Annotated in this window: 13 protein-coding genes; 6 read left to right on the forward strand and 7 right to left on the reverse strand. The window is 69.7% G+C overall.

The window, feature by feature from the left end; all coding sequences use genetic code 11:
• Positions 1 to 8: 8 nt before the first annotated feature.
• On the reverse strand, positions 9 to 998 hold the full coding sequence (locus ACFU5K_RS12555) for a CehA/McbA family metallohydrolase (RefSeq protein ID WP_384059778.1): 990 nt from the start codon (positions 996 to 998) through the stop codon (positions 9 to 11).
• A gap of 235 nt (positions 999 to 1233) precedes the next feature.
• The gene (locus ACFU5K_RS12560; protein WP_384059779.1) at positions 1234 to 1593 is read right to left on the reverse strand and encodes a PGPGW domain-containing protein; all 360 of its coding nucleotides are present in this window, start codon (positions 1591 to 1593) and stop codon (positions 1234 to 1236) included.
• 458 nt (positions 1594 to 2051) lie between these two features.
• Here ACFU5K_RS12560 and ACFU5K_RS12565 point away from each other — a divergent pair, with 458 nt between their 5' ends.
• The 4 genes from ACFU5K_RS12565 (at position 2052) to ACFU5K_RS12580 (ending at position 6436) form a co-directional block, all read left to right on the forward strand.
• Entirely contained in the window at positions 2052 to 3425 is a 1374-nt protein-coding gene (locus ACFU5K_RS12565) for an FAD-dependent oxidoreductase (RefSeq protein ID WP_384059782.1), read from the forward strand.
• 63 nt (positions 3426 to 3488) lie between these two features.
• Positions 3489 to 3944 carry a discoidin domain-containing protein gene (locus ACFU5K_RS12570; RefSeq protein WP_384059856.1) on the forward strand — a complete coding sequence of 152 codons (456 nt, stop codon included), beginning with the start codon at positions 3489 to 3491 and terminating at the stop codon, positions 3942 to 3944.
• Between the two features lie 459 nt (positions 3945 to 4403).
• The gene (locus ACFU5K_RS12575) at positions 4404 to 5816 is read left to right on the forward strand and encodes a S8 family serine peptidase (RefSeq protein ID WP_384059785.1); all 1413 of its coding nucleotides are present in this window, start codon (positions 4404 to 4406) and stop codon (positions 5814 to 5816) included.
• A 47-nt stretch (positions 5817 to 5863) separates the two neighbouring features.
• A complete protein-coding gene (locus tag ACFU5K_RS12580) occupies positions 5864 to 6436 on the forward strand; it encodes a hypothetical protein (protein ID WP_384059787.1) in 573 nt (190 codons plus the stop codon).
• A 148-nt stretch (positions 6437 to 6584) separates the two neighbouring features.
• Here the strand turns inward: ACFU5K_RS12580 and ACFU5K_RS12585 are convergent, their stop codons facing one another.
• Together ACFU5K_RS12585 and ACFU5K_RS12590 are read right to left on the reverse strand one after the other, a co-directional pair.
• Positions 6585 to 8537: a LamG-like jellyroll fold domain-containing protein gene (locus ACFU5K_RS12585; RefSeq protein ID WP_384059790.1), complete on the reverse strand. Its 1953-nt coding sequence runs from the start codon at positions 8535 to 8537 to the stop codon at positions 6585 to 6587.
• Positions 8538 to 8806: 269 nt separating this feature from the next.
• Positions 8807 to 10396 carry a GPR1/FUN34/YaaH family transporter gene (locus ACFU5K_RS12590; protein WP_384059792.1) on the reverse strand — a complete coding sequence of 530 codons (1590 nt, stop codon included), beginning with the start codon at positions 10394 to 10396 and terminating at the stop codon, positions 8807 to 8809.
• Between the two features lie 353 nt (positions 10397 to 10749).
• On the opposite strand from ACFU5K_RS12590, the gene ACFU5K_RS12595 reads away from it, so the two are divergent.
• Both ACFU5K_RS12595 and ACFU5K_RS12600 read left to right on the forward strand, forming a co-directional pair.
• Positions 10750 to 13572: a PQQ-dependent sugar dehydrogenase gene (locus ACFU5K_RS12595; RefSeq protein ID WP_384059794.1), complete on the forward strand. Its 2823-nt coding sequence runs from the start codon at positions 10750 to 10752 to the stop codon at positions 13570 to 13572.
• Entirely contained in the window at positions 13569 to 15329 is a 1761-nt protein-coding gene (locus ACFU5K_RS12600; protein ID WP_384059797.1) for a ThuA domain-containing protein, read from the forward strand. Before ACFU5K_RS12595 ends, ACFU5K_RS12600 begins: the two co-directional genes overlap by 4 nt.
• Positions 15330 to 15456: 127 nt before the next feature.
• Here the strand turns inward: ACFU5K_RS12600 and ACFU5K_RS12605 are convergent, their stop codons facing one another.
• The 3 genes from ACFU5K_RS12605 to ACFU5K_RS12615 all read right to left on the reverse strand — a co-directional run bounded on the left by ACFU5K_RS12605 (position 15457) and on the right by ACFU5K_RS12615 (position 18560).
• On the reverse strand, positions 15457 to 16287 hold the full coding sequence (locus ACFU5K_RS12605) for an enoyl-CoA hydratase/isomerase family protein (protein ID WP_384059800.1): 831 nt from the start codon (positions 16285 to 16287) through the stop codon (positions 15457 to 15459).
• A gap of 106 nt (positions 16288 to 16393) precedes the next feature.
• Positions 16394 to 16645, reverse strand: a complete 252-nt coding sequence (locus ACFU5K_RS12610) for a DUF3253 domain-containing protein (protein WP_384059858.1) — start codon at positions 16643 to 16645, stop codon at positions 16394 to 16396.
• Between the two features lie 139 nt (positions 16646 to 16784).
• Positions 16785 to 18560, reverse strand: a complete 1776-nt coding sequence (locus ACFU5K_RS12615; RefSeq protein WP_384059802.1) for an MOSC domain-containing protein — start codon at positions 18558 to 18560, stop codon at positions 16785 to 16787.
• Between the last annotated feature and the right edge of the window lie 3 nt (positions 18561 to 18563).

The following is an 18563-nucleotide window of genomic DNA, read 5'->3' on the forward strand; positions in this document are numbered from 1 at the left end:
TCACAGGCTCACACCAGCACGACCGGGTTCGTCAGGGCGGCCATGTGACCGTGCGGATGCCGCACCTCGATCCGGACGAACGCCGCGGCCCGCGACGTCATACGCCACACGACGCCACCCGCGCCGGACTCCGGCAGTCCCTCGCGGTGGACGATACCCCGGTCCGTGTGGAAGCTGACGATCCCCGATTGGACACCGCGTATGTGTGCATGCACCACAACGGGTTCCCCAGAGGTTTCCAGATGCTCGCCGATTCCCGCACTCCGGCCGGCCGCGACGGCCCGGAGCGACAGATCGACGCCGGCCGACTCCGCGATCCAGCTCCGGCCCGCACGGAGTCCTGCGAGGACGGCCGCAGTGTCCAGGCTGTCAGCGAGCACGACGGTGTGCGGGATGCCGATCTGACCCACGAGATGCGTGTCGCTGTTCCCCATGGCCGGCCGCCACCGCCCCGCACGCACCCCCTCGGCCAGTCCTCGCCCCCACTCAGCCAGAGCAGCCTCGTTGTCGGCGTTCCAGGGCCGGTCCGAGGTCCACAGCCCGTTCCACACCTCGATCACATCGAGGCCCTGGTAGGAGAACATGAAGCTGCCCGAGGGATAGGGAGCGTACGGATGCGCGACCACACAGAGACCGCCGGACTCGTGGACGCGCTCCAGGCATCGGTCGATGAGGGCGTCACCCACGCCGTGGTCCCAGTCGATCACCTGCCCCGGAGCGATGCCGAGAGCGAGCCAGTGCCCGGCCCCGGTGGTCACCTCCTCGCCGAGAAGGATCATGAAGTCCTCTGCGGCGTGACGCTGCCAAGCACCGTGCGCAGCGACGGAGTTGTGCTCCGTCGTGGCGATGAAGTCGAGTCCTGCCGCGCGTGCGTCCGCCGTCAGCTGCTCAGGGGTGAGCTTCCCGTCCGAGTGCACCGAATGGACGTGGCAGTCTCCGCGATACCAGCCGGCCCCTCGGCCAGGTGCTCGCACAGACGGGAATCCCGAGTTCGGCATGACTCTCCTCGTCGCAGGACGGCTCGGGGGCCGAACGAGCGCAGCCCGCACAACATGCCCCCGACTGCTCGGACAGGAGTGTCCGTCAGACAGGCCGCAACCACAGGTCCCGGTGCACTCCCGCGAATGATCGGGAGATCCGGTTCCCACCGGAACGCCCGGCACCTGGGTCCCGGAGCCGCTTAGACCGACCGGCGGCGCACGTCCGGGTGACGGCAGAGCCGGGCTGGGAGCATCAGCGGTCGGTACGAGTCGTGCGATAGCTGTAGACCAGCAGGGCCACGAGGATGAGACCCGAGAGAATCAGCCCCGCGCCGGTGGGCCAGCCACCGAAGGGCAATTCAGGCATCAGGCCCCAGACCAGACCCGCCGCCAGCAGAACCGCCGCTGTGAGAGCGGAACCGGCGATCCGAAGCGGTGAGGCGACACTCTCCTTGGCCGCTCGCATGGCGCGCTCGCGCACCGGGTCGACGTAGCGGGCCACGGCGGGGAACTGATCAGCGAGGACCAGCAGGCCTGCGAGAATGAGCAGCAGCCCCGGGCCGGGCAGTACGAGCAGCGCGATGCCCAGGATCAGCAGCGCAGCACCGGCCACGAGCGCTGCTCCCCGGCGTAGGGGGTTTCGACTCTGCACCTCGTTTCCCTCCTGTATCGCGCCGAACGGGTCGGGGCCGGCTCCACCTCTCGTGCGGCCTGTCGGTGACCGCCCCCGTCCGTCACGGTTCCACCTCCATGCTGTGGCTGGACCGCTCAAGGCGCAATCGACCGCGCAGCGGGTGGAGGAGTCACGCTCAGACATCCCACCCTGTCTGGCGTGCCACGGGCCGGCACCGGGGCATCGCGGCCGTTGCGTCGTGCGAGGACCCCGTCCCAGACCGTCCGTACCGTACTCGTGGTGTCGACACCAAGACCGGCAAGCCGCGCGCGCCAGTCGAGCCGCGGACCATCCGACCCACGACGTCCCGGTCGGAGCAGACGCCGACGGGGGTGGTTCCCGGCCGAAGATCGTCAGGCAGTAGGCTCGCTGCGCAACACGACGCGAAGGGGAGCACGGTGGCGCGGGTTGCGGTGATCGGTGGGGGTATCAGCGGGCTGGCGACAGCACTCATGCTTGGCCGTCGGGGCCACCCGGTCACGGTGTTCGAGCAGGAGGCGCGCCAGGCCGGGGAGGATCTGGACCAGGACTTCTTTCAGTGGCGCAGGCCCCGGACCCCACAGGCCGCCCAGCCTCATTCGCTCCTCGCCCCGGTTCGCACGGTGTTGCTCACCGAGGCCCCCGATGTCTATGCGGACATGCTGGCGCGCGGCGCCCGGGAGTACCACGAGTTCGACTGGTTCGACGAGCATCCGCCGCACAGGCACGGCGACGAGGACCTGGTGACCCTGCGAACCCGGCGCATCGTGCTGGAGGCCGCCTTGAGCACGGCCGTGCGGCGGGAACGCACCGTCGAGGTACGGCGAGGCAGCCGGGTACACGCCCTCACCGTCGAGGAGGGCAGCCCTGCCCGGGTCACCGGCCTGCGGGTGGGCGCGGAAGCGCACCGGGCAGACCTCGTCGTCGACACGTCCGGTCGCCGCTCGCCCGTACCCGCCTGGCTGATCGCGGCCGGCTGCCGGCCGCCCGTGGTCGACAGCCACCGCACCGGGATCGCCTATGTGTGCCGCTGGTACCGACTGCGTGCCACCGGCCCGCGCGACCCCGGACGGGTGAAGACCGGCTCGGCCGCACCGTTCGCGCTCGCCGGCGTCTTCCCGTCCGACAACGACACCTTCGCGGTGAGCCTGGTTCTGTCCACAGGTGATCCGGCCCGTGGCGCGCTCACCGACCCCGCCGTCTTCGAGGCCGTGGCCCGCCGCTTCCCCGCAACCGCGGCCTGGCTCGACCTGGGCCCCGAACCGCAGTCGGCCGTCCTGGCGATGGCCGGCCTGGACAATCGCTGGACATCTCTCGCCGACGGTGACGGTCCTGTGGTCACCGGTCTGATCAACGCCGGGGACAGTCTCATCCACACCAACCCCACCTTCGGCCACGGCGTGGCCCTCGGCCTGCTCGCCGCCCAGCACCTCGCCACCCATGTCGAGCAGATCGCCGTGGACTCCACCGGCTACCACTCCTGGACGACACGGGCCCTCCGCCCGTGGTTCGACGCGCAGGTGACGGCCGACCGCACCAACGGGCAGCGCCTCGCCGAGAGTACGTCGTCCTCGGACCGGCGAGCTGCGGCCCTGGCCGTCTGCGCCTTCGACGATCCCGTCGTGATGAGGGCGCGCGCCCAGGTGCGCCACCTTCTGCGAACAGCCCAGAACGCCTACGGCACCGACGAGATCGACCGGCACCTCAGCGCCTGGCTGGCCGCCCACCCCGACTTCACGCCGAAGCACGACGGCCCGACCAGGGAGCAGTGGGACGCACTCGTCCCGGGATGAGCACCTGCCCAGGTGCGGGATTCAGCGCCGGGCCAGCGCCAGGAGGCTCGGGCCGAACATCAGGTGACAGCCTGCCCACGACCACTCCCGGGGAGTTCCTGCCGTCACGTCCGCAGGCAGGGAGTATCCGGTCACCCGCAGTACGGATACTCCCTCTACACCTTCAGCGTCACCGAGTGGGAGGGCGGCGCCGACCTCGCGCGCGGCCGCGCGGCCACCGCCTCGTCGGCAGCGACGGGCTACGGCGCGGAGCGGGTCCTGGATGGTGACGCGGGCACTCGCGGGGCCGTGGCCGTCGGCGAACGGACCCGTCAGCACAACTGGTTGAGCGTGGACCTCGGCAGCATCACGGAATTCGACCGCCTGACCCTGGCTTGGGAATCAGCTGCCGCGACCGCGTACCGAGTGCAAGGGTCGACGACGGGGAGACCTGGACGGACCTTGCCCGGTTCCCCGAAGCCGACCACACGAGCCGCGGTGGCTGGCCCGGGTTCCGAGCACCGCGATCGAGTTCAGTGACGACGGCGTCATCTACGTCCCGGGCGGCGCCCTGAGAGGTGTCACCGCAGTGCGTGACCTGACGACCCGCGCGACCGCCCGCTATGTGGCGTTCGACGTCTCGGGGTGGCGCAGCGGGTACGCCAGGCTGCGGTCGTTGTCGGTGACGCCTCGGTAGGACGCCCGCGCTCGGCCCGATGTGATGCCCTACCGAGGACGTGCGGTCCTCGACAGGGCATCTTCACGTCGCCTCGCGACAGGAAGAGTCACCTGGCACGTGACGTGTGGATCCGCAATGCGGCATCCGTGGAACAGGGACAGCCCCCGGAGATGACTGCGTGCGTGGGTCCGGAGCGATCTCTCGGCGGTGTGATCCCAAACACACAACTCAAGGCGCCCGTAGCTTCGTTGAAAGGGTGTCAGGGGTTTGTCATGCCGAGAGGCGACGAGCCCCGAACCCACCGATTGAAGTGAGGGCGCGTGAGGCGACGAATACGGATATGGGCAGGATCGGCGACAGGGACACGCCGGTGGGCGTTCACGGCGGCGGCGGTCACCGGGCTGGTGTGTTCCGCGCTCACGGCGAACACCGCGCCGTCTTCGGCGGCACCCACCGCGGATGCCGCCGTCATTCCCCCACTGCCCGTCACACGACTGACCGGGGAGGCGAATTCGGGTGAGGGCGTCGCCCGTCTGCACCAGCAGGTGAGGGAGGGGACACTGCTCGAACACCACGGCTCGCGACCGGTCTGCCCCACGTGTCACGCCGAGGTCGTCACCCAGGACGCCAAGGGCGACACCCCGCTGCGGTCCCCGGCACCTGCCGGCTACGGTCCGGCCGAACTGCAGGCGGCCTACGGGCTGCCCGCCGCCTCGCGCGGCAGCGGGACCATCGCCATCATCGACGCAGGTGTCTATCCGACGCTGGAGAAGGACCTCGCCGTCTACCGCAAGACGTTCGGCCTGCCGGCGTGCACCATCGCCTCCGGCTGCCTCTCACTGATGAACTACGACGGTGGCAAGCGGCCGGCCCCGCAGACCGGTGACCAGGGCCGGCTCATGGAGGAGGGAGCCGCCCTCGAGACGGCGCTCGACCTCGACATGGCTTCCGCCGCCTGCCCCTCCTGCCGCCTCCTCGAGATCTCCGTACCCTGGCAGGACGCCCAGGACGACAACGACGTGTCCACGGCCGACTTCGCACAGGCGGTGAACACAGCGGTGAAGGCGGGCGCGTCGGCCGTCAGCATCAGCTACGGCTTCAGCGCTGATGTCCAGAACACGCACGGCTTCCGTCGTACCGCACTCGACCACAAGGGTGTGGCCATCACCGCGTCGACCGGCGACGGGGGCTTCAACAGCGGCGTCCACCAGCTCTGGCCGTCCGCCCTGCCTTCCGTGATCAGCGTGGGCGGCGTCTCCCTGCCCGCCGCCGGGGAGAAGGCATCCGCCTGGTACGCCGCGGGCAGCGGATGCGAGCAGGCATTCCCCGCCGCCAAGGGCCAGCCGTCCTCGGTAGCCGCCGCCTGCAAAGGCCACCGAGCGGCCTCCGACATCTCCGCGGACGCGGACCCCGCCACCGGTGTCGCCGTGTACGACACCTACGCGCCCCTGAGCGACCAGCCCAACAACTGGGTCGTCGCCGGAGGCACCAGCGCGTCGGCGCCCTACGTGGCCGGACTCTTCACCCGCGTCGGCCACCTCTCTGCAGTCGACGGGCCCGCGAGCCTCTATCGCGCGCCGAAGACCGCCTTCACGGACGTCACGAGCGGCAACAACGAGGTCTACCACCAGTGTGCCTCGTACCCCGGGATCAGCTCCGCGCTGTGCAACGCCGGCCCGGGCTGGGACGGACCGACCGGTCTGGGCGTTCCGCACGGGCTCGGCGCGTTCTGACCGCAGGCGTCGGTCGTCTGCATTCCTACTGTTCGTGGAGGTACCTCATGCGTCTCAATTCCCGTGCCGCGGCTGTCGCGACGGCGGTCGCCGCCCTGCTGCTGAGTGGTACGGCGGTGGCGAGCGCCACCATCGGTGACCGTGCTACGACGGGCACGCCCGCCGCGAGCCAGGCGCCGGTCAAGCCGGCGACGCCCCGTCCGTGCACCATCGACGACGTCTCGTTCTACTTCGGCGGCTACACGGCCGGTCTCAGCAAGCGCAGATTCGACCTGACCCTGCTCGCCCACGACGGCGTGGTCTGCACTCTCACGGACACCCCGCTGATCACCGTCAGGAAGGCCGACGACGGCAAGTCCGCCCCGGTCAGCGTGAACGGCCGGGGCGGCACCCTCGTGCTCAGGCCCGACTCGCCGCTGCACACCACGGCGATCTACAACATCCCCGACTCGCCCGAACACGCCGTCAAGGTCAACGCCTTGAAGCTGTCCATGCCCGACGCCAGCAGCCGGAGCACGTACTTCTACGCACCGGGTGACACCGACGTCTATCAGGCGGGTGTGTCGTTCACGTCCTGGACCACCGGCCTCGGACTGGGGCAGGGCGAGGAATCGTTCTGACGTCTCCATGACCTGACCCTCGCTCCGGCAGGTGCTGCTCCGTAGCGGATCAGGACGGAGAACGACGGATGGGCCGATCCTCCTGGACCGGCCCATCCGTCCCCGGACCGACGCCGGGCGGAAGCACGACGGGCGGGGATGAATGACGCTACTCGGCGGTCAGGAACTCGCGGTGGGACAGCGCCCGCCCCACGATGCGGATGTCGCCGACGTTGCCGTGGAAGACGACGTCGATCGCGCCCGCGTACTCGTGGCCGCCCACCAGCCAGGGCAGCCCGAGCGAGGTCAGGCCCGCCGACACCCGGCTCGGGTTGTCGAGTACCGGAGCGCCGTCGACGTACAGCTTGGTGTGGCGGCCGTCGTTGACGACTGCCAGGTGGAACCACTTGAGTTCCGGCATGCCGTGGCCCCAGTTGGTCGTGGGGTAGGTGTCGTTCGTCGGGTAGTGGTTGAACTGCGCCTCGCGGCCGTTGTTCGTGATGGCGAGCTGGGCCAGGGGCTCCTTCGGGTCCGTGTTCCGGCCGTGCTTACCGGCGTCTCCGGCCGCACCTCGGCGGCTGAGTATCGAGGCGTTGCCGTTCCTGCCCCCGTCCCAGTCCAGCGGCATCCTGACGAAGGTCTCGATCGTGTATCCGCCCTTGAACGTCTCGGTGTTCAGGGGCGCCTTCGCTCCGGTGGTCAGGTACGAACCGTTGACCGGGTTCCTGCCGCCGACGAACTTCAGGCTGGCGTGGCCGGGCTGGTCGGGGTGGTGGTCGGCGGACCAGGACAGCGAGCCGTCGGGCGTGCCCGGCACGGTCACCACGGTCAGGTCGTTGCCCTTGCCCGACAGGTCTGGGACCTTCTGGCCGGCCGTGAGCGGAGCGCCGGGTGCGCCCTGTCCGTCGAAGCGCCAGTACGCCAGGGTGCCCTTCACCAGTTCCCTGTGGGCCGGGCGCGCGGGACGGACCGGAATCGGGATGAAGCCGGAGAAGCGCTGCTCGAAGTCGATCGGGATCGAGAAGTTGTCGACCGGACCCGTGATCCTGGCGTGCTCGGCGGCAAGGTCGTTTCGGGACTTGGGGTCCTGGGCCAGGATCCAGGGGTTGATCGTCTCGACGTCGATCGTGTTCCGGGCCAGGTCGAAGTGGTACAGCCGGATCATGCCGCCACCGCCGAAGTAGCGGTTCTGGTAGTTCGTGATGTGCATGTCGACGTCGTTGCCGGCGTCGTTCTTCCTGGTCGTGCGGCCGGGCGGCCAGTAGTGACCGTTGAGGGTCAGGAAGATCTGGTCGTTGTCGGCGATCAGCTTGTCCCAGACGGTCTGCCCGTACCCGGAGAGGACGGCGTTGTTCTCCGGGTCGCCGGACTCGTACGGGAAAACGTTGTCATCGTAGGGCGAGGCGACGATGTCGTGCGAAGTGAGGATCACCGGCATCTTCGGGTGTGCCTTGATGACGTCGTTGGCCCACGCGAAGCCCTGGTCGGTGGTCCGCCAGTCCAGGGCGAGGAGGAGCCACGAACGACCGGCCGCCTCGAAGACGTGCGCGGTGTTGTAGCCGGTCCGGTCCGCCCCGGCGAACGTCTTCGCCCGCTTGAAGCGCTGCGGACCCATGGTGCGCAGGTAGGGCGTGTCGCCGCGGCTGTCGTCGCCGGTGACGTCGTGGTTGCCGGCCAGCACGCTGTACGCCGCGCCGTGCGCGTCCAGCAGCCCGAACGCCTTGTCGACCTGCTCGAACGACGAAGGATCGGCGTCCTGGGTGAGGTCACCGAGATGCGCCATGAAGACGATGTTGTCGCCGCCGGAACCGCTGTTCTCGATGATGTAGCGGAAGGACTCCTCCTGCGGCGTTCTGTTGACGCTGTCCTGGCTGCCCCAGTAGAGGAACTGGGTGTCCGGCATGACCGCGAGGGTGAACTGGAGCGAGGCCGGGTCAGGGCTCCACGTGGCGGACCGGCCGTGTCGGGAAGCGTCCGCGGCGGACGCGGGCGTCGCGCCGAACGTGGTCACGCCGACGCTCGCGGCGGCCGCGCCCGCACCGGCCAGAGCCGCGTTGCGCAGGAAGCCGCGCCTGTTGTGCCCGCTCGGCTCGTGTGACTCGGTGTCACCAGTGTGGGACATGTGGGGTCCTTCTCGGGTAGGTGGTTCAAGATGCAATGACGTTCGTCAAAAGCTCCTCGAACAGGGCGTACGCGAGATGACCACCGGAGAACCACCGGAGGTCAGGAGTCTGTATACGACGAGAAGTGCATATCGAACCTCATGGCCGTAAAACTTCCGGTAGGAGAGGAAACCGTGACCGGAGCAGGGTTGCGCTCCGTCACGGCCGCCGCCGGACGGCGGCGGCCGGCATCCGGTGTCCGGGCTTCGCCGCAGATCCGGACCGCACCTCACAACTGGTGGCGGACTCCGGCTTCCTGCTGCGCGGGAGTGAGCTGTTCACGCAGGTCGCCCTCGATGGACCTGCGGGCGGCCCCACGCCGGAAGAGCGGCAGTACGGTGCGCTGCTTGCCGTCCTCCACGAGGAGGGCCAGCCCGCCGTACAGCGCGTAGACACCGATGACGACGCCGGTCCAGCCCGCCGCGACCTGCAGCGCGTTCCCCGTGCCCGCTTCGTAGAGGCCCGTCAGGCCGAAGCGCAGCGCGGTGAGGGTGAGGAGCACGGCGAACAGCGGCTTCGACGGCACCGCCGCACCCGCGAGGGCGAGGACGAACGGCACGAGCGCCAGCAGGAAGACGGCTTGTGCCACCACGGGCCGGCCGGGCGGGGAATCGAGGGAGGTCACGCTCGTTCCGGCCCAGGCGGCTGCGAGTAGGAGCAGTGCGGTGCCGGCACCCGCGTCGCGGGCGAGGAGCACGAAGAGTCCGGCGACGAACTGGAGGGGGACGACGAAGATGAGGACCAGGAGCAGCAGCATCTCGCTCTGCCCGGTCGGCACCCACCCGAGCTGGAGCGAGGACAGGACCACACTGCCGATGCCGAGGGCGAAGAAGCCCAGGGGAAGAGGGCTCGCGACGGGGCGCAGCACGATGCGTGTGACCGCGTCGGTGGTCAGTGGTTCGGACGGGCCGGGTGTGTCCGAGGTCTGGGGCATCGTTGCAGGGTACGGGCCGGGCTGTGGTGCATCGCGGGTGCCCGTGCGGCTCGCGGTCGACTCTCCGCCCGCCGGGTTCAGCGGCAACGGGCGGAGGTCCTTCGGTCCGCCGCATGAGGACGGGGTGTCTCCCCCGCGGCTCTGGTACGAAAGCTGCAGGAGAACGCCGGTGCGCCCGTACGGCCGCACCGGCCCGCTGTTGGCCGGGATCTCGTACGGCACGTCGTTGGTGTCGAGCGCGATCACGCCGACGTTGCCGTGCGTGAAGAAGTAGGCGCCGGGCTGGTGCACGGGGGCCGGGCCGTTGTCGGGCAGCGTCCAGCGGGCGTTCTGGCCGCCGTAGCCGTTGGGTGAGTACCAGGCCCCCGTGCCGTGGTTGCCGGTGGTCACCATCCACGGCACGGTCATGGACACGGTCTCGGTCTGCGCCAGGAACTGGTCCCAGGTGCGGGCGTCGTAGGTGTCGGTGCTCTGGCCGGAGCCGGACGGGTCGGCGTAGCAGATGTCGCCCGCGTGCAGGTGGAAGGCGGGGTTCTGGCCCAGGATCAGCTGGTCGTTGCCGTGCGTGTGGTAGCTGACGCCCTGGTCGCCGAAGGCCGTGAAGGTGAACGACTCGGCGCGGGCGGGCGCGGTGGTGAAGGTGCCGAGCGTGCCGAGGTTACGGGCGTCGGCGGGGTCGAACCCGTCGTGACCCACGCCGTAGTAGTACGTCGTGCCGGGCCTCAGCCTCTCCAGTGCAGCGTGCACGTAGTAATGCTCGGCGGCGGCGATCTTGCCGCCGTTGAGCATCGGCGTCGTCAGGTGCCGTACCTCGGCGTCGATCGTGCGGCTGAGCGCCCATGGCGTGTTCCCGATGCGAATGTAAGGCCGCTTCACGGCAGCCATCTGAGGCGACGTCGGACATACGGCGGGCCCGGGGTCCCCGACCACCCCTCACCCGGACCGCACCGAAGGGCGCGGTCCTGCGCGCGGGCCGGACGCACTCCGTGCCGCCTCCGCGCGGGGCCCGCACATGCCTCCCCGCCGGATTCTCGGCGGGCCGCTTTGTCTCCCGACTAGAAGAAGTTGCGGTCCGGTGCGTCAAAGGGGTTTCTGGCCGGTGCAAAAGCCATTACCTTCCTGACCTGAACCGGACAACAACGCCGGGTGCCCTCCCCTCCCCCTGGGCACCCGGCTTGCTGGCGCGACGGCGCGCGCCTGTGCTTCACCCCCGCCCCGTCACCACACGGAGGTAACGCGTGCACAGGAGAATCACCCGGCCTCTCGCGGCGCTCGCCTGCACCCTGCTCGCCGCCGCGGGCGCCCTCACTGCTCAGCAGAGACCCGCCGAGGCCGCACCGGCCGCGGCGGACGAGTTCCAGCAGGTCACCCTGGCCAAGGGAGTGGCTGAGACCGGTGAGCCCATGACGCTCGCCGTCCTGCCCGACAGATCCGTCCTGCACACCTCGCGGGACGGCACCCTGCGGCTCACGGACGCCGCGGGGACCACCAAGGTCACCGGTCAACTCGACGTCTACTCCCACGACGAGGAAGGACTCCAGGGGGTCGGCGTGGACCCGGGCTTCGCCGGGAACCGCTTCGTCTACCTCTACTACGCACCCAAACTCACGACCCCCACGGGAGACGCCCCCGCGAACGGCTCGGCAGCCGACTTCGCGCCGTTCAACGGTGTCAACCGCCTCTCGCGCTTCGTCCTCAGGACCGACGGCACCCTGGACATCGCTTCGGAGACGAAGGTCATCGACGTCCCCGCCAGCCGCGGTCTGTGCTGCCACGTCGGGGGTGACATCGACTTCGACGCCCAGGGCAACCTGTACCTCTCCACGGGCGACGACAGCAATCCCTTCGCGTCCGACGGATACACCCCGATCGATGAGCGGGCGAACCGCAACCCCGCCTACGACGCCCAGCGTTCGGCGGGCAACACGAACGACCTCCGCGGCAAGGTGCTGCGCATCAAGGTCAACGCCGCGGGCGGCTACTCCATCCCGTCGGGCAACCTGTTCGCGCCGGGAACCGCGAAGACCAGGCCCGAGATCTACGCGATGGGCTTCCGCAACCCGTTCCGGATGTCGGTCGACAAGCCCACCGGCATCGTCTACCTCGGTGACTACGGCCCCGACGCGGGTACCGCGAACGCGGGCCGCGGGCCGGCCGGACAGGTCGAGTTCAACCGGATCACCAAGGCGGGCAACTACGGCTGGCCCTACTGCACAGGCAACAACAACGCCTACGTCGACTACGATTTCGCCACCTCGACGTCGGGCTCGGCCTTCTCCTGCGCCGCACCCAGGAACACCTCGCCGAACAACACCGGCCTGACCGACCTCCCTCCGGCCCAGGCCGCCTGGATCCCCTACGACGGCGGCTCGGTACCCGAGTTCGGCAGTGGTTCCGAGTCGCCCATGGGCGGTCCCGTCTACCGCTACGATCCGGCGTCGACGTCGACGGTCAAGTTCCCCCAGAGCTACGACGGCGACTTCTTCGCCGGCGAGTTCGGCCGCAGGTGGATCAAGCGGATCGAACAGGGCTCCGACGGGACCGTCCAGTCGATCAACGCCTTCCCGTGGCAGGGCACCCAGGTCATGGACTCGGCATTCGGGCCTGACGGCGCTCTCTACGTGCTCGACTACGGCACCGGTTACTTCAACGGGGACGCGAACAGCGCGGTCTACCGCATCGAGTACGTCACCGGAGGGCGCGCCCCGCTCGCCAAGGCCACCGCCGACCGGACCTCCGGCAGTGCCCCGCTCGCCGTGAAGTTCTCTTCCGCCGGCAGCTCCGACCCGGACGGTGACCCGCTCACCTACGCCTGGAAGTTCGGCGACGGCACTACCTCGAACGCCGCACAGCCCGCGCACACGTACACCGCGAACGGCCGCTACACGGCCGAGCTGACGGTCTCGGACGGCACGGGCAACACCGCGACCGCCTCGGTGATCATCACCGTCGGCAACACCGCGCCCACGGTCACTCTGGAACTGCCCACCGACGGTTCAATCATCGACCCGGGCGCGGCCGTTCCCTTCAGGGTCACCGTGACCGACCCCGAGGACGGCGCGATCGACTGCTCCAAGGTCAAGGTCACCTTCATCATCGGACACGACAGCCACGGGCACCCGCAGACCTCCGCCACCGGGTGCTCAGGCACCGTGCAGACCATCGCCGACGGTGAACACGACCCCAACGCCAACATCTTCGGTGTCTGGGACGCCGAGTACACGGACAAGGGTGCGAACGGCCAGCCCGCCCTCACCACGCACGACCAGAACCTCAGCCAGGGAAGCCAGCGCCAGGCCGAGCACTTCGGGGACTCCGCCGGGGTCCAGATCGTCGACAAGACGGCGGCGCACGGAGGCAAGGCTGTCGGCCACATAGAGAACGGCGACTGGATCTCGTTCAAGCCGTACCTGCTGGCCGACGCCACAAGGATGACCGCCCGCATCGCTTCCGGCGGCGTGGGAGGGACGTTGGAGGTACGGGCGGGCTCGCCCACGGGCACCCTGCTCGGATCGGTGCCGGTACCCGTCACCGGAGGCTGGGAATCCTTCCAGAACGTGTCCTTGGACCTCACCAACCGTCCCGCCGGCACCACGACTCTCCACCTCGTCTTCAAGGGAGGCAGCGGCTCCCTCTTCGATGTCGACGACTTCACCTTCACCACCGGCGGGACGGCCGCGCGGACAGGCGCGATCACCGGCATCGCCGGCAAGTGCGTCGACGTCGCGGCGGGAGCCAGTGCCGACGGCACACAGATCCAGCTGTACGGCTGCAACAGCTCCGCCGCGCAGACCTGGACCGTCGCCGCGGACAGCACGCTGCGCGCACTCGGGAAGTGCCTGGACATCAGCGGCGCCGGGACGGCCGACGGCACGAAGATCCAGCTCTACGGGTGCAACAACACCGGAGCCCAGAAATGGGCGCCGCAGTCCGACGGCACCCTGAAGAACCCCGCGACGGGTAAGTGCCTGGACGCTGCGGGAGCCGCCTCCGCGGACGGTACGAAGCTCCACCTGTGGACCTGCACCGCCGCCGTCAACCAGAAGTGGATCCTGCCATGAGCCGACGACTCCGGCGCCTCGCCTCCTGGGGCACCTGCGCCTTACTGAGCACCGCCATGCTGCCTGCGGCGGCCACCGCCGCCGCCGGCACGAACGCGCGACAGGCACCGCCCTCGACGGTGGCCGCCGCGGCCGACCCGGCGTACGACGTGCTGGTCTTCTCCAAGACCGCCGGCTTCCGCCACTCCTCCATCGACGAGGGCGTCGCCGCCCTGCGCGAACTGGGCAACGCCAACAACTTCACCGTGACCGCGACCGAGGACGCGGCCGCTTTCACCCCCGCCAACCTGGCCGGCTACGAGGCCGTAGTCTTCCTCTCCACCACCGGCGACGTGCTCAACGCCTCTCAGCAGACCGCCTTCGAGAGCTACATCCAGGCCGGCGGCGGCTACGTCGGCATCCACGCGGCGGCCGACACCGAGTACGACTGGACCTGGTACGGCGGCCTGGCGGGCGCCCTCTTCCGGGCACATCCGCAGATCCAGCCGGCCACGGTCACGGTGGAGGACCGGGCGCACGACGCCACCGCCCACCTCGGCAGGACCTGGCAGCGGACCGACGAGTGGTACGACTACCGCACCAACCCGCGCACCACGGCGCACGTCCTCGCCTCGCTCGACGAGTCCACGTACAGCGGCGGAGGCATGGGCGGTGACCACCCGATCGCCTGGTGCAAGGACTATCAGGGCGGCCGCGCCTTCTACACCGGCGGCGGTCACACCGAGGACTCGTACGCCGATCCGGCCTTCCGCCGCCATCTGCTCGGTGGTGTCCGCTGGGCCGCACGTCTGACGGAAGCCGACTGCCGCCCCGAGACGGGCTACACCACCCTGTACGGCGGCTCCGGCACCAGCGGTTGGAAACAGGCCGGACCGGGGTCCTTCGGCGAGGCCGACGCCACGCTCACCTCCCGCGGCGGCCTCGGCATGCTCTGGTACCAGGCCAAGGAGTACAAGGCCTACTCCCTGAAACTCGACTGGCGCCAGGCCGGTGACGACAACTCCGGTGTCCTCGTGGGCTTCCCCGCCTCCGACGACCCCTGGTCGGCCGTCGACAACGGATACGAGATCCAGATCGACGCGACGGACACCCCGGACCGCACCACTGGATCCGTCTACGGCTTCAAGTCGGCCGATCTGCCCGCACGCGACGCGGCCCTGAACCCACCGGGAGAGTGGAACACCTACGAGATCCGGGTGGAGGGCGAACGCCTCCAGCTCTTCCTCAACGGGCGGAAGATCAACGACTTCACCAACACCGATCCCGCCCGCAGCCTCCAGCAGGGACACATCGGCCTGCAGAACCACGGCGCCGACGACGACGTCTCCTTCCGCAATGTGCGCATCAAGGAACTCGGCGGCACGACAGGACCGAGGGAGGGCGCCATCACGGGAATCGGCGCGAAGTGCGTGGACGTCGCGAACGGATCCAGTGCCGACGGCACGCAGATCCAGCTGTGGACGTGCAACCAGTCGGCGGCCCAGAAGTGGACGGTGGGCACGGACGACACGCTCCGCGCACTCGGCAAGTGCCTGGACATCAGCGGCGCCGGCACTGCCGACGGCACCAAGATCCAGCTCTACGGGTGCAACAACACCGGAGCCCAGAAGTGGGTGCCCCAGGCCGACAGCACCCTGAAGAACCCTCAGTCGGGCAAGTGCATGGACGCGTCGGGGACCTCCTCGACGGACGGCACCAAGCTCCACCTCTGGACGTGCCACTCAGGCGCCAACCAGAAGTGGAACCTGCCCGGCTGACGTTCCCCAGACTCCGTCGCCACCGCGGGAGGCGGTGGCGACGGGGGCCGGCTGCGCTCACGGGCCGGTGACGGCGGCGGGGCGTGACGCCGAGGCGCCCTGCCGCCGTTCCTCCCGTGAGGCGCAGTCACGAGAGGTCTGCCACCTGCCGGCCGAGGTCACGCTCCACGCCGTCCGCCCGCTGCAGACCCCCCTCGAGGAGCCGCTTCACCCGGTGGGAGTTCTCGGGCCTGCCGGAGGTTCCGAAGAACGCCGCCAGCGCCGCGCCGAACTCCTCGACGGGAGGCTGGGTGCCGGCGTCGACCAGTTCCTTGGTCCTGCGCAGCGCCACCTTGTCGAAACTGGCGATGCGGCGGGCGAAGGTGTCGACGAACTGCTCCAGCTCCGGGCCCGGAACGACGCGGTTGACGTACCCGTAGGCCGCCGCGAGGTCGGCCGGGAAGTCGTCGGATCCCAGCAGGATCTCCAGGGCTCGCGCCCGGCCCACCAGACGGGGCAGCCGCCCGGTGGGGTTCCCGCCGGGGACGGATCCGACACCCACCTCGAAGTGTCCGAGGACGGCGCCCGGCCCGGCGAAACGTATGTCGGTCGACAGGACGAACTCGCTGCCGGCACCGCGGGCCCGGCCGTTGATCTCGCTGATGGTGACGGACGGCACCCTGCCGAGCCGGTACATGTTGTCGGCGTACGGGTGCAGACCTGAAGCGCCCGGCTTCATGGCGGCCACGCGCGAACGGTCCGCCAGCATGTCCCAGTGCGCCATGAAGAAGTCCGGGTTGGCACTTCTGAACACGACGACCGAGAGATCGGGGTCCTGCTCGATACGCGTGATCAGCTCGGCCAGTTGTTCCACCGTGTCGGGGTCCATCAGGTTGATCTCGCCGTTGGAGAAGGTCACCCTCCAGTAGGCCGGGCTGACTTCCTCGACAGCGAACTGCTCGTCCGTTCGTGATTCCATGTCGCCCGAGCCCTCCGCGTCTTTCGAGATCCCGAGATGTCAGTATTTCACTGGATCCATGGGGACGCATCCGACCCGTTCGGCAAGGCGGGATCGTCTTGGTGCGTCAGTGGACACGTCCGATGCGGACCGGCCCCTGGGCCTCGGCCGGCTCAACGGGGCGTCCGGCCTGGGTGATTTCCACCCCACCGGCTGTGACCAGTCTCCGGGCTGCCGCTCGCGCCGGCTCCATGAGCGCGCGCCAGCCGTCGTCATCCCCTTCGTACGCCGCCCGCGCGGCGTCGGAAGGGCAGATCGACGCGGTCGGCCCGCGCCGGTCCAGCAGATCAAGGATGGTTTGTTCCAGGCGCCCGGCCATCCGCCGTTCGATGTCCGTCACTCTGCCAGTGTCGCACCGGCGGTGACAGGGGCCGGGGCAACGGCCGCCCACAGGTTTCCTCGTACCGCGGCCGCGGCTGCCGTGCCACGCCGGGCGGGCCCCGGGCCCGGGGCCCGCCTCACAGGTCGAGGACCACAGGCTCGGACGGCGTGGAGCAGCAGATGAGCACGTTGCCCTGCGCAGGCGACTCGACCGGTTCGGGTTCGTAGGCGACAGCCCCGGCGAGCAAGCCGAGTTCGCACGTGTGGCAGACGCCCGTACGGCACGACCATCTGACGGGGACGTCGCACGCCTCGGCCAGTTCCAGGAGCGACCCGTGGTCCTTCCCCCACCGGACGCTCAGCCCGCTGCGCGCGAAGGAGACGGGTGTTCCGTCCTGCGGCATGCCCTCCGGCTGATGCGGCGCAGGGCCGGCTCCGGGCTGCGTCACGCCGGGTGTCAGGGCGGCGCCGGACCCGAACGTCTCCGTGTGGACGCTGCTCGGGTCGATTCCCGCCTCGCCCAGTGCTTTCGAGGCTTCACTCATGAAGGCGACCGGTCCGCAGATGTACACGTCGGCGGATTCGGGGAGTGCCAGGCCGCGAATCCGCTCGGCGGACAGCCTTCCGGCCTCGTCGTAGTCCTTCCCGGCCCGGTCCGCGCCGGATGGCTCGCTGTAGAAGACCTTCGCATGTGCGTCGGGAATGCCTTGGAGCAGACGGCGGGCCTCGGCGGCGAACGGATGCTCCGTGCTGTCGTGGGCACCATGGAGCCACCAGACGGGCCGCTGTGACTGTTCGCGTGCGAGGGCGTGCAGCATCGCCAGCACGGGTGTGACCCCCACTCCGGCGGACATCAGGACCACCGGAGTACTCCCCGGCACGAGCCGGAAGCTGCCGCGGGGTGCCGCTACGTCGATGGTGTCTCCGACCCGCACCTTGTCGTGGAGGTGGGCACTGGCCGAGCCGTGCGGTTCGCGCTTTACACTGATGCGGTACGCCTCGGCGCCGGGTTCGCCGGAAAGCGAGTAACTCCTTATCAGCGGAACGCCGGTGCCCTCGGGCGTGAGTCTCACCGTCAGGAACTGCCCGGGCGCCGCAGCAGGCAGTCCCGCCCCGTCCGGTGCCGACAGGTACAGCGAACGGACCGTACGGCTCTCCGCCCGAACCGCCGTCACCGTCAGGGGGCGAAAGCCCGGCCATCCGGGTGCGGGGGACGCTGCCGCCTCGCTCAGCCCCGCAGCGCCTGTGGAGCCCTCCGGCCCCTCGCCGTCCGCCGCCTCCAGCAGTGCCCGCATCGATCCCTTCCAGCCGGGGCTGAGGGCGGGGATGCGCAGCGCACGCTCGACCTGCTCGGGTGTGTGGCCCGGCAGGTAGAGCACCCCGTCGATCTCCTCGATGGTCATCCGCTCCGGGCCCGAGGCCACCTTGACGATCTCCTGACCGGCCGCGATCTCGCCCTCCCGCAGGACCCGCATGTAGAAGCCGGGCCGCCGGTGGGCGACCAGCAGCGCGGCCATCGCGGGCTCACCCACGCGCAGTCCCACCCGGTAACACGTGACGCGGGGCTGGGTGACCTCGAAGAGCGCTTCGCCGATGCGATACCTGTCCCCGACGCACACCTGGTCGTCGGACAGGCCCTCGACGGTGAGGTTCTCGCCGAACCCACCGGCAGCCAGATCGTCACGCCCCAACTCCCTTCTCCAGAAGCGGTAGGAGTCGACCTGATAGACCAGTACGGCGCGTTCTTCACCCCCGTGCCCGCCGAGATCGCCCTGTCCGTCGCCCTCGATGTTGAGACGGCGCACCATACGCGGACCGCTGACAGGTTCCTTGTAGACACCGGTGTGCACGGTCCGGCCGCGCCACGGCACGTCTGCGGGCATTCCCACGTTGACGGAGACCAGCCTGCCCATATC

This window comes from Streptomyces sp. NPDC057428 (assembly GCF_042803195.1).
Classification (GTDB): Bacteria; Actinomycetota; Actinomycetes; order Streptomycetales; family Streptomycetaceae; genus Streptomyces.

Excerpts from the sequence above, each read along its gene's own strand:
- ACFU5K_RS12585 (WP_384059790.1), bottom strand. The coding sequence starts at position 8,537 with ATGTCCCACACTGGTGACACCGAGTCACACGAGCCGAGCGGGCACAAC.
- ACFU5K_RS12600 (WP_384059797.1), top strand. The coding sequence starts at position 13,569 with ATGAGCCGACGACTCCGGCGCCTCGCCTCCTGGGGCACCTGCGCCTTA.
- ACFU5K_RS12605 (WP_384059800.1), bottom strand. The coding sequence starts at position 16,287 with ATGGAATCACGAACGGACGAGCAGTTCGCTGTCGAGGAAGTCAGCCCG.
- ACFU5K_RS12580 (WP_384059787.1), top strand. The coding sequence starts at position 5,864 with ATGCGTCTCAATTCCCGTGCCGCGGCTGTCGCGACGGCGGTCGCCGCC.
- ACFU5K_RS12555 (WP_384059778.1), bottom strand. The coding sequence starts at position 998 with ATGCCGAACTCGGGATTCCCGTCTGTGCGAGCACCTGGCCGAGGGGCC.
- ACFU5K_RS12610 (WP_384059858.1), bottom strand. The coding sequence starts at position 16,645 with ATGGCCGGGCGCCTGGAACAAACCATCCTTGATCTGCTGGACCGGCGC.
- ACFU5K_RS12615 (WP_384059802.1), bottom strand. The coding sequence starts at position 18,560 with ATGGGCAGGCTGGTCTCCGTCAACGTGGGAATGCCCGCAGACGTGCCG.
- ACFU5K_RS12590 (WP_384059792.1), bottom strand. The coding sequence starts at position 10,396 with ATGGCTGCCGTGAAGCGGCCTTACATTCGCATCGGGAACACGCCATGG.